The organism is Alitibacter langaaensis DSM 22999 (assembly GCF_003096995.1).
In the GTDB taxonomy this organism is placed as follows: Bacteria; Pseudomonadota; Gammaproteobacteria; order Enterobacterales; family Pasteurellaceae; genus Exercitatus; species Exercitatus langaaensis.
In genome coordinates this window covers 1-11,245 of record NZ_QENU01000025.1, presented here as the reverse complement: position 1 = coordinate 11,245, position 11,245 = coordinate 1, and the positions used below count along the sequence as shown (strand labels likewise).

Below are 11,245 nucleotides of genomic sequence, written 5' to 3'. Positions count from 1 at the left end.
ATTAACTTTGTTCAGCACTTTAAGTTTCTGTTTTAATTTTTTTCAAAACGAATCTTACTCGTGCCCACACAGATTGTCTGATAAATTGTTAAAGAACAGTTGCATTAAGCAAGGACATTTATGATATTTAAACTCATCATTCTCGTCAAGTTAAATTTTCAAATTTATTTTAAATTTAAGTCTTAACTAAGCCGTCTTGCTGTTGCGGAGTGGCATTATAGAAATTTTTTATTCCCACGCAAGATCTTTTTTAGAAATTTATTTCGTTTGCTTTTTTATTGAGCGATCTTGCGGAAGAATACTAAAAAAGTATCAGTATTAGCCTATTAATTCAGCATTTTAATAGATTCAGCAAATTCCTTAACTTTATCCCAATCTGTATATTCAATTTCTTTGCTGCTGTCCGTCTCGCCATTTGTGAGTTTCATGATGAATTGGATCATCATTCGGTCAAACCAATGATATTGGGGATAAAGTAATGCACCTGCAAATACAGCGGCTAATTTAGGCTGCCAAGAAATGCGCTGTAGAAATTTTCTAACATAAACATTGGTTTCGGGCGTGTTTTTCCCTTCCTTCCGAGCCGTTAAATTCACCCCGAAGAAGGCTGTATTTTTGCTATTTAAAAGTGCGGTCTGCTTTTCAATAAATTGATAAAGTTGTTTATTGAAATGACCATAACGAATGGAAGCCCCAATCACGATACGATCAAATTCTTCTAAATTTTTGACCGCACTTTGTGCTAAATCAGCAACATCACTATTGCCAATTTGCTCCGCTAAAAAATGTGCGATTTTTTTAGTTTGCCCATCGTGACTTGAATATAAAATAAGTGTTTTCATTATGTTTTCCAAAAAGTTGGGCTAAATAAAATAAGCAAAGAGAAAATTTCCAAACGCCCTGCCATCATCGCAAATGATAAAACGTATTTAGCTGAATCCGTTACGCCTTCGAAACCAGTGCTTGCTGAGCCTAATCCTGGTCCCGCATTCGTTAGTAGAGAGAATACAGAAACCATTGAATCTGAGCCGTCCATACCACATAAAATGACACCAAAAACGCAAATCCAATAAGTTAAAAAGAAAGCAATTAAAAACGCCCAAATACCATCGATAATACGTGGAGATAATAGGGTATCTCCGACTTTAATTGGCACCACTAAATTAGGGTGAACAAGGTATTTAATTTCTCGTTTAAATTGTAACCAAACAACCAAAACTCGAATTATTTTTAGTCCCCCCCCCGTTGAACCAGAGCATCCTCCGATAATCGCCGTGAAAATAAGAAACACACCTAAGAAAGAGGGAAGTTCATTAAAATCAAATAGCGTATAACCTGAGGTCATAGACATTGAGGTTAATTGTGCTGTTCCTTGTGCAAAAACATCCATTATCGACATATCTTTATATGACAAATATAGCCCTGTACACATAATGGCAATAAAGGTTGCTTGCAGAATGCAAAAGAAACGAAATTCTGGATCGCTGAAATAAGTTTTCCAAAGCGGTTGATGTTTCCAATTCGCAAAAGCTTTGGCATGCAAACCAAAGCTACAACCGCCAAATAGCATAAAAAAGCTAGTGATTAAATAAATTGCTGAGTTTTGGAAATAGCCTAAATTCGCATCGTGGGTGGATAATCCTCCATTGGATATTGTCGAAAAACTGTGTGCCACTGCATCGAAAAGGCTCATTCCTGCAAACCAATAAGCCAAGGCACAACAGAGCGTCGCAACGCTATAAACGATCCAAAGTAGCTTTGCCATTTCTCGTATTCTTGGCAAGGTTTTCTGATCTTTAGATGGGCTGACGGATTCTGCTCGCACTAACTGTCCGCCACCAACACCTAGCATTGGTGCTACAGCAACCACTAAAACGATCAACCCGATCCCCCCAATCCATTGTAAAAATTGGCGATAAAATAAAATGGATTTCGGTAAATGATCTAGCCCTGAAAGTGAGGTTACTCCAGTGGTTGTTACCGCAGACACGGATTCAAACAGCGCTTGTGGAAAATCGAGATTTAATTCATCAAATAATAAGAAAGGAATCACGGCTAAAACACTCAACAGTGCCCAGAAGCCGACAACGATTAAAAACCCCTCACGCGAACGCAATTCTTCTTTGTGTTGATAGCAAGAACGCCATAATGCCGCACCAACTAACAAACAGCAAAAAAAAGTTTCGATAAAAGCACGACCGCCACCATCACCATAAATCAATGCCACCGAAGCTGGCACTAACATGGATAATGAAAAGCACATAATCAAAATGCCCACAATGCGAATAATCGCTAATATATGCACAATATTCTCTCTATATTTTAATTAACGCTAGCTGACCCGCCGAGCGTTCTGTTAATTCTTGCTCAAATGCTATTAGTTTATCATCACTAATGCCTAACTGGAATTGCACATTCTGCTGAAAATCCTGTTCTAAGATTTGCACATTATATTTCGCACATAAATTTTGCAACCACTGAATCTGCCCGTAATCACACCGCACTTGATAAGGTTGATATTCCACTTTTACGCCAGTTTCCAGCAATTTCAATGCTTGCTGAACGCCACCACCATACGCTCGAACCAAACCGCCAGTGCCTAGCAAGATTCCACCATAATAACGGACCACAACGGCACTGATCTCGCCAATTTGACTCCCCTGTAATGCGGCAAGCATCGGTTTTCCTGCAGTTCCTGCGGGTTCGCCATCATCAGAAAAACCAAGTTCTTGCGAATTATTAGGCTGCGCGGCAACCGTTGCCCAGCAATGATGACGTGCATCAGGATGACGCAATTTTATTTCCTGCCAAAATGCTTTTGCTTGCGCCAATCCTTCTGTATGCTGAAGATAAGTAATAAATCGGCTTTTCTTAATTTCTTCTTCAAAAACGACCGCACTTTGCGGAATTAAATATTCCATTCGTTGAATTTTTTGACCATATTTGATGAGAACGCTATTATACTCTGCATTATACAAAAAATCGAAATACACATATGAATGACATTCTCGTCCACCACCAACTTGATGCATTAGGTTTACGTTGCCCAGAACCTGTAATGCTTGTGCGCAAACAAATTCGCCATATGAACGAAGGGGAAATTCTGCTTATTACTGCAGATGATCCTGCCACAACACGCGATATTCCTAGTTTTTGCCAATTTATGGATCATACTTTAGTGAAATCAGAAACTGAAAACTTGCCTTTTCGCTTTTGGGTAAAAAAGGGCGTATAGAGCTTATTCTTCGGCTATTTCAATGATTTAACCTTCCTCAAAAGGGAATCTGCGTTCCGCGTTTTCTCAAGACTTTGATATGTCTTTTAAATTGCACTATCCCCTTTTGTTTGTATTCCCTAAAAGTTAGCCAAGTTAGCCAGCCCCCCTATTTTGCAGATAATCATTTATAGATGGCTCGTCCTTATAACTAACGCAAAATAACAAAATTCTTATTGCAAACCATCAGAAATTAGTAGATGATCGCAACCCTTTTTTTACCCATAAAAACATAATTTAACAATTTAATTAGGTGTATCTATGCTCAAATTTCTTGAAGAAGTGAGAAAACCCACGCTCGATCTTCCTGTGGAAGAACGTCGTAAAATGTGGTTTAAACCCTTTATGCAATCTTATTTGGTGGTATTTTTCGGTTATATGGCGATGTATTTAATTCGTAAGAATTTCAATATCGCACAAAATGATATGATCGAAACCTATGGTTTGACTAAGACAGATCTTGGCTTGATTGGCTTAGGTTTCTCCGTAACTTATGGCGTGGGTAAAACCGTAGTTTCTTACTATGCTGATGGCAAAAACACAAAACAATTCGTGCCATTTATGCTCATTTTGTCCGCACTTTGTATGCTCGGCTTCAGTGCAAGTATGGGACAAGGTAGTGTAGCATTATTCTTAATGGTAGCATTTTACGCACTCAGCGGTTTCTTCCAATCAACAGGCGGTTCATCAAGCTACTCCACCATTACCAAATGGACACCACGCAAAAAACGCGGAACTTATCTCGGCTTTTGGAATTTATCTCATAACGTTGGTGGGGCTGCAGCCGCAGGTGTTGCAGTATTTGGTGCAAACGTCATATTCAACGGCCATGTGATTGGTATGTTTATTTTCCCATCAATCATTGCATTAATCATTGGTTTTATTGGCTTGCGTTACGGTAACGATTCACCTGAAGCCTATGGTTTAGGCAAAGCTGAAGAATTATTTGATGAAGAAATATCTGAAGAAGATCTTCATGCGGAAGAAGAACATCTCACAAAATGGCAAATTTTTGTGAATTATGTGTTAAAAAACAAAGTAATTTGGTTACTGTGTTTTGCAAATGTGTTCCTATATATCGTTCGCATCGGTATCGACCAATGGTCTCCTGTCTATGCTCACGAACAATTAGGCTTCACTAAAGAAGCGGCAATTTCAGGCTTCGCATTGTTTGAAATCGGCGCATTAGTCGGTACATTCTTATGGGGATATTTATCGGATTTAGCCAATGGTCGCCGTGGCTTAACCGCTTGTATCGCGTTAGTATTAATTATCTTTATGCTTGAGTTCTACCAACACGCAACAAATGAATATATGTATTTAGGCGCATTATTCATATTAGGTTTCTTGGTGTTCGGTCCACAACTCTTAATTGGCGTGGCTGCAGTAGGCTTCGTTCCTAAACGTGGTATTGCAGTCGCAGATGGTATCAAAGGAACCTTTGCTTACTTAATTGGCGATAGCTTTGCTAAATTAGGTCTAGGCATGATCGCAGATGGCACGCCAATCTTCGGTTTAACTGGTTGGTCTGGTACATTTGCAGCCCTCGATATGTCTGTTATCGCCTGCTTAGTGCTATTAGGTTTAGTTGCGATTGCCGAAGAGAAAAAAATTCGCCGCCTAAAAAAAGCAAAAGCTTAATAACTCACTGTTAGAAAATGCACGTTCAACGTGCATTTTTTATTTGTATAATCAAATCGCAATAAATAATCTCCTGAATAAACTTGAAATACAGGGGCATTTATTGCGATAATTCTCCAGTTTCGGTGATCCAAAATTTTTATCGCTGTATTTTGGCGTTTTAGGATCAAATCATTAAAATTTAAATAGTAGAAAAATAACAATGGCAGAAAAACGTAATATTTTCTTAGTTGGACCAATGGGGGCGGGGAAAAGCACAATTGGTCGTCAGTTGGCTCAACAATTAGGCATGGAATTTATTGATTCAGATGCAGAAATCGAAGAACGAGCGGGTGCAGATATTAGCTGGATTTTTGATCTTGAAGGCGAAGAAGGCTTTCGTAAGCGCGAAGAACGTATAATCAATGAACTCACCCAAAAACAAGGCATCGTGCTTTCCACTGGCGGTGGCGCCGTTCTCTCAAAAGATAACCGCAATTATTTATCTGCACGTGGAATTGTCATTTATTTAGAAACAACCGTTGATAAACAATTTGAGCGTACCCAACGCGACAAAAAACGTCCATTATTACAAGGCGCAGAAGATCCGCGTAAAGTGCTAGAAGATTTAGCCAAAGTTCGTAATCCGTTATATGAAGAAGTTGCCGATATTACATTACCAACAGACGAACAAAGCGCTAAATTAATGGCAAATCAAATCATTGATTTGATTGATAATACCCAAATCTAGCAATAAGGAGCAAATATGTTGTGTGTCAATGTTGAATTAAAAGAACGCCGTTATCCGATTCATATCGGCGAAAATCTTTTAACTGAAACCTCAGTTTATCCGCTGACAGCGGGCGATAAAGTGATGATTGTCACCAACGAAACCATTGCGCCTTTATATTTGCATACCGTTACTGCAACCCTTGAAAAAATAGGCTGCCAAGTCAGTTCAGTGCAATTAAAAGACGGTGAAAAATATAAAACTCTTGATTCTTTGAATGAAATTTTCACCGCACTTTTACGCGAAAACCACGGGCGAGATACCATATTGATCGCGCTGGGTGGCGGTGTTATAGGCGATGTAGCAGGTTATGCCGCAGCGAGCTATCAACGTGGCATTCGATTTATCCAAATCCCCACCACACTGCTCTCTCAAGTGGATTCCTCTGTGGGGGGCAAAACTGCAGTTAATCACGAATTAGGCAAAAATATGATCGGCGCGTTCTATCAACCGATAAGCGTGATAATTGATACCACAACGCTCAACACCTTGCCTAAACGTGAAATTAACGCAGGTCTTGCTGAAGTAATCAAATATGGGGCAATTTTAGACCTGCCATTTTTTGAATGGCTCGAGCAGCATATTGATAATTTAGTGGCATTAAATCCTGCTGATTTGCAACATTGCATCGCGCGTTGTTGCCAAATCAAGGCTGATGTTGTAGCCCGTGATGAAACAGAAAAAGGCGATCGCGCGCTGCTCAACTTGGGGCACACCTTTGGTCATGCTATCGAAACTTATTTAGGCTATGGCAACTGGTTACACGGTGAAGCGGTGGCAGTGGGGTCAATGATGGCAGCAGCTCTCTCGGAATTGCTTGGCAATATCTCTAAAAAAGATGTTGGCCGATTAGAAAAATTATTAGCGCGCGCGAATTTACCGACCATCAGCCCAGATAATATGCAACCAGAAGATTATTTACCGCATATGATGCGCGATAAAAAAGTGCTTGCGGGCAAATTACGCCTTGTTTTGCTGAAATCGCTCGGTCAAGCTTATGTTGCCACAGATACCGACAAATCTCTTGTTCTTGACGCTATTCGCGCTTGCACTCAATTTGACTAATTTCAATGGCAAAACCGTCTCACCTTGCAACAAAAAATTCAAAAGCGGTCAAACACCGCTCATTTTTAAAATGGGCGGGCGGTAAGTTTCGCATAATGGATGAAATTAACCGCCTGCTGCCCAAACGCAAAAACTGTTTGGTTGAACCCTTTGTGGGGGCTGGGTCAGTTTTCTTAAATACCCAATTTCAACGCTATATTTTGGCGGATATTAATCCCGACCTCATCAATTTATTCAATATCGTTAAAACGGATGTCAATGCTTATATCGAAGCGTTAAAGCCCATTTTTTTTCATCCCGATGCGAATACTGCAGCATATTATTATGCTCGCCGTGATGAATTTAATCATTCGCAAGATATTTTCAAACGCGCTGTCTTGTTCGTGTATCTCAACCGTTTTGGCTTTAACGGGCTGTGCCGCTACAACGCAAAAAATGAATTCAATGTGCCTTTTGGTGCATACAAAACCCATTATTTTCCCGAAGTCGAGTTGCGTTTCTTCGCGCAAAAAGCACAAAGTGCGGTCTTTATTTGCCAAGATTTTCACCGCACTTTTGAAATGGTGGATGAACACTGCGCAGTATATTGCGATCCGCCCTATGCGCCACTCATTCAAGATAGCAATTTCACCCATTATTCTGGCACTGGGTTTTCTTTGGAAGATCAAAAAGCCTTGGCAGAATTAGCGAAACAAAGTTCGCAAACGGTGCTGATTTCCAATCACGACACCAAATTTACCCGTGAAATTTATCGTGGTGCCAAATGCCGTAAATTACGAGTGCAACGCTCTATCAGCCAAACCCCGAAAAAACGCTTAAAAGTCGGCGAATTAATTGCGGTCTTTACGCCAACCCATTCATCGCGTTAATTAGACGAATTTCGTCAAAATCTTCTATATCATCGGCGAAAATCGGTACTTCTTGAATTATTCCTTTTTCTAATAAAGCTTGTCGCTGCGTCCCAGCCAATAATGGCGAATCGGGGGTGAACCAACGTTCGCCACGGCGAAAACAGAGATTGCCGATACTACAATCCGTCACTTTGCCCTGTTTAATAATCATAATCTCATCACAATCGCCGCGCTGTGCAAATAATGTGTTGAGCAAAGTGCGATCAGAAATTTTAAAATTGTAATCAATGTCATCGCAGACAATCGGCTTAAAAGTTTGAATTAATTTAGGTTGATAAGGAAAAAATTGGATCTGATAGTCGGTCGCATTATAGGCAATTCGACAACGTGTTACTGGCGATAAAAGTTCGGTTGGAAAATCCGCAGATTGTTGAATAATTGCTAAAAAATCATAAATTTTGACCGCACTTTTTCCATAAAAATGTCGCAAGGCATTTTCATAGCGTTGCTGATGATAGGCGATATTTTGGATCTGATGTTGCGCAATACAAATGGTTTCAAACAATGGAAAATGCATAATTACCCTAGCGGCACATAAACTTTTTGTTGCAATTCACGGTATTCATCATTCAGCTGGCTATGCCTTGTAATTCCGCCACCGCTACGAAAATACATCTTTCCATTCTGTTTTTCAATAAAACGAATCGCCACCGCGCTGTCTAAACTTTCGCCAGTAAAAACGCCAAAGATCCCCGTATAATAACCTCGATCTTGTTTTTCTGCTTGCTGAATAATCTGCACCGTTCTTTCTTTTGGTGCACCACTGATAGACCCTGCGGGCAATAATCGCAATAATATAGAACCGATATTTTTCTGCCAATTTTCCGTGAGATCGCCGACAATCTCCGAACTTGTTTGCAAAATGGCTTGCTCATCATTCCCCACTTTTTCCACATAACGAAAACGATTAACGCGAATATTTTCCGCCACCATAGCCAGATCATTACGCATTAGATCAACAATGGTGTAATGCTCACATTGTTCTTTTTCAGACGAGAGTAACTGTTGCTCAGCTTGCGGCACATTTGCCCGAATAGTCCCCTTCATTGGATAAGTGGAAATTTGATTCTGACCAATACGCACAAAACATTCAGGCGAAAAGCACACAAACTCATCTTTAAAACATAATTTATAACTCGCCTGCACACGGTGAAAAATTTGCTCAAATGAATAATTCATCTCAATCGGTGTGGCATAAGTCAAATTTAACAAATAGGAATTGCCGTTTTGCAATTCAGTTTGCACCGCGTCAAACCCTTGCTTATAAACCGCCAAGTCCACGGATTTAGCGTGCATTTGATAAGGCTCAGTCATAGCAAAACTATTGGCAGCATCAACATTTGACACACCGCGCAAATTAAATTGAATGCCCAATGTTATCGCCTCTTCAAGCGAACAAATCACGGGCTTTTTCATTTCAAAATCAATCAGAAAGAAAAAGGGCTGGCGAGATTTTCCCCATAAATTAGCTTGTTGTTCAAAGTCTTTTAGCAACATAATCAACCACGAAAATTGGCTCAAATAATGGCGAAGTGTAGCCGAATTTTTAGTAAAGATCATTTATAATTGCACGGAAACTTTCAGCTGGAAATATCATGCAACGCTTACTCATTATTAATAATCACGATTCATTCACCTACAATTTAGTCGATCTCAGTCGCCAGTTAAATGTCGATTTTCAGGTAGTCAACGTGGAAGATCTCAATTTAGATGAAATAGAAAAGTTTATCCATATTTTGATCTCGCCAGAGCCTGACGTGCCACGAGCCTATCCGCAGCTGTTTGCGATGTTAGATCGTTTCCATAAGCAAAAAGCCATTTTAGGCGTTTGTCTAGGGCATCAAACCCTGTGTGAATATTTTGGAGCAACACTATATAACTTACCAGATGTTCGTCATGGTTATGCCCGCCAACTCAAAGTGCGGTCAAATTCTCAATTATTTTTGGGCTTACCAAACCAATTTCAAATTGGGCTATATCATTCTTGGGCAGTGGCAGAGCAAAATTTTCCTGCGCAACTGAGAGTTACAGCCATTTGTGAACAAGGCATTATTATGGCGTTTGAGCATAAAACATTGCCCATATATGGCGTGCAGTTTCATCCCGAATCTTATATTTCCGAATACGGCAAACAGCTGCTCGACAATTTTTTACAGCATTAAATATGATTAAAAATCAATGCTTCATTTTTGATTTTGGAATGAAGATCATCGTTTTAAAGTAAAGATCAAAAAAACGCTTGATACTGTTTTTTAAAACAGATATTATATGCTCAAATTTACAGATAAATCAGCTTATACGGTTTAATCTACATTTACGACACTTACAAGGAATTTACAATGGCATCTCAAGAAGATAAAGCAAAAGCACTGGCTGCGGCACTGGGTCAAATCGAAAAACAATTCGGTAAAGGTGCGATCATGAAATTAGGCGATACGCAAACGCTTGATGTAGAGTCAATTTCCACTGGTTCAATCGGATTAGATGTCGCATTAGGTATCGGCGGATTGCCAATGGGGCGTATCGTTGAGATTTATGGGCCTGAATCTTCAGGTAAAACAACCCTAACCCTTTCTGTTATTGCACAAGCACAAAAAGCAGGCAAAGTCTGTGCATTTATCGATGCAGAACACGCTCTTGATCCTATTTATGCCGCTAAATTAGGTGTTGATGTAAAAGAATTATTTATTTCTCAACCAGATAACGGCGAGCAAGCCCTTGAAATCTGTGATGCATTAGTACGTTCTGGCGCGATTGATGTCATTATTGTGGATTCCGTAGCAGCCTTAACACCAAAAGCCGAAATCGAAGGCGATATGGGAGATGCCCACGTTGGTTTACAAGCCCGTTTAATGTCGCAAGCATTGCGTAAATTAACCGGTCAAATCAAATCATCGAACTGCTTGGTCGTGTTTATTAACCAAATTCGTATGAAAATTGGTGTAATGTTTGGTAATCCAGAAACTACAACAGGTGGTAATGCATTGAAATTCTATTCATCTGTGCGCCTAGATATTCGCCGTGTGGGTTCAGTGAAAAATGGTGAAGAGATTATCGGTAATGAAACTCGTGTGAAAGTTGTGAAAAATAAACTGGCCGCACCATTCCGCACCGTAGATTTCCAAATTATGTATGGCGAAGGTATCTCTAAAAATGGAGAATTAATTGAGCTTGGGGTGAAACATAAATTCGTCCAAAAAGCAGGAGCTTGGTTCTCTTATGAAGGCGATAAGATTGGTCAAGGCAAAGCGAACGCAATGAAATGGCTCACTGAAAACCCTGAAAAAGCAGCAGAATTAGAAGCGCGTATTCGGGCAGAATTCCAAGCAAATCCTGAGAAAGCACTCATCGCAGATCTAGAAGGCTCAAAAAATGACGCTGATGACGATCTCGCTGGAGAAGATTTCGAATAATTCTTTGTTTGTCTTTATGTTACAAAGTTTTAGGGGCTGACGTAGATTAGGTACTATGCTAATCTACAAAAATGAAGATAACTCATTGTAAACTAAAGAAATCTATACAGAGAAAATTACTTGAATTTTTTGTGCTAGAAGTCACGGCTCGCTCAGCTGCAGATTTACTTGG

12 protein-coding genes and 1 pseudogene are annotated in these 11,245 nt (G+C 39.8%); 8 read left to right on the top strand and 5 right to left on the bottom strand.

From position 1 onward, the window contains the following. Positions 1-326 precede the first annotated feature (326 nt). From hemG to C8D76_RS09740, 3 genes are read right to left on the bottom strand one after another with little or no spacing between them, the layout of a single operon-like run. On the bottom strand, positions 327-842 hold the full coding sequence (gene hemG / locus C8D76_RS09750; RefSeq protein ID WP_116632577.1) for a menaquinone-dependent protoporphyrinogen IX dehydrogenase: 516 nt from the start codon (positions 840-842) through the stop codon (positions 327-329). Beyond that, positions 842-2,305, bottom strand: a complete 1,464-nt coding sequence (locus C8D76_RS09745) for a TrkH family potassium uptake protein (protein WP_165814369.1) — start codon at positions 2,303-2,305, stop codon at positions 842-844. The genes hemG and C8D76_RS09745 overlap by 1 nt, the downstream gene beginning before the upstream one ends. 10 nt (positions 2,306-2,315) lie before the next feature. Beyond that, positions 2,316-2,921 (bottom strand): YigZ family protein, encoded by a 606-nt coding sequence (locus C8D76_RS09740; RefSeq protein WP_116632579.1) that lies wholly within the window; start codon positions 2,919-2,921, stop codon positions 2,316-2,318. 74 nt (positions 2,922-2,995) lie between these two features. Between C8D76_RS09740 and tusA the strand changes: the two genes are divergently transcribed. The 5 genes from tusA to C8D76_RS09715 all read left to right on the top strand — a co-directional run bounded on the left by tusA (position 2,996) and on the right by C8D76_RS09715 (position 7,618). Further along, positions 2,996-3,235, top strand: a complete 240-nt coding sequence (gene tusA, locus C8D76_RS09735; protein WP_116632576.1) for a sulfurtransferase TusA — start codon at positions 2,996-2,998, stop codon at positions 3,233-3,235. 300 nt (positions 3,236-3,535) lie between these two features. After that, a complete protein-coding gene (gene uhpT, locus C8D76_RS09730) occupies positions 3,536-4,915 on the top strand; it encodes a hexose-6-phosphate:phosphate antiporter (RefSeq protein WP_116632575.1) in 1,380 nt (459 codons plus the stop codon). A gap of 202 nt (positions 4,916-5,117) precedes the next feature. Continuing rightward, positions 5,118-5,645, top strand: a complete 528-nt coding sequence (gene aroK / locus C8D76_RS09725; protein WP_116632574.1) for a shikimate kinase AroK — start codon at positions 5,118-5,120, stop codon at positions 5,643-5,645. Positions 5,646-5,660: 15 nt separating this feature from the next. Beyond that, complete coding sequence (gene aroB, locus C8D76_RS09720) at positions 5,661-6,749, top strand: 3-dehydroquinate synthase (protein WP_116632573.1); 1,089 nt, start codon at positions 5,661-5,663, stop codon at positions 6,747-6,749. Positions 6,750-6,754: 5 nt separating this feature from the next. Next, entirely contained in the window at positions 6,755-7,618 is an 864-nt protein-coding gene (locus C8D76_RS09715; RefSeq protein ID WP_116632572.1) for a Dam family site-specific DNA-(adenine-N6)-methyltransferase, read from the top strand. On the opposite strand, the gene C8D76_RS09710 is transcribed toward C8D76_RS09715, so the two are convergent. Together C8D76_RS09710 and C8D76_RS09705 are read right to left on the bottom strand one after the other, a co-directional pair. Then, complete coding sequence (locus tag C8D76_RS09710) at positions 7,593-8,177, bottom strand: aminotransferase class IV family protein (protein ID WP_116632571.1); 585 nt, start codon at positions 8,175-8,177, stop codon at positions 7,593-7,595. The two genes, C8D76_RS09715 and C8D76_RS09710, sit on opposite strands and share 26 nt — an antisense overlap. A gap of 2 nt (positions 8,178-8,179) precedes the next feature. Then, positions 8,180-9,157 (bottom strand): aminodeoxychorismate synthase component I, encoded by a 978-nt coding sequence (locus tag C8D76_RS09705; protein ID WP_116632578.1) that lies wholly within the window; start codon positions 9,155-9,157, stop codon positions 8,180-8,182. A gap of 98 nt (positions 9,158-9,255) precedes the next feature. On the opposite strand from C8D76_RS09705, the gene C8D76_RS09700 reads away from it, so the two are divergent. The 3 genes and pseudogenes from C8D76_RS09700 to C8D76_RS09690 form a co-directional block, all read left to right on the top strand. Further along, entirely contained in the window at positions 9,256-9,822 is a 567-nt protein-coding gene (locus C8D76_RS09700; protein ID WP_116632570.1) for an anthranilate synthase component II, read from the top strand. 177 nt (positions 9,823-9,999) lie between these two features. Continuing rightward, entirely contained in the window at positions 10,000-11,073 is a 1,074-nt protein-coding gene (gene recA / locus C8D76_RS09695) for a recombinase RecA (protein WP_116632569.1), read from the top strand. A gap of 71 nt (positions 11,074-11,144) precedes the next feature. Then, positions 11,145-11,245, top strand: a pseudogene (locus C8D76_RS09690) (IS1595 family transposase); the annotation flags it as partial.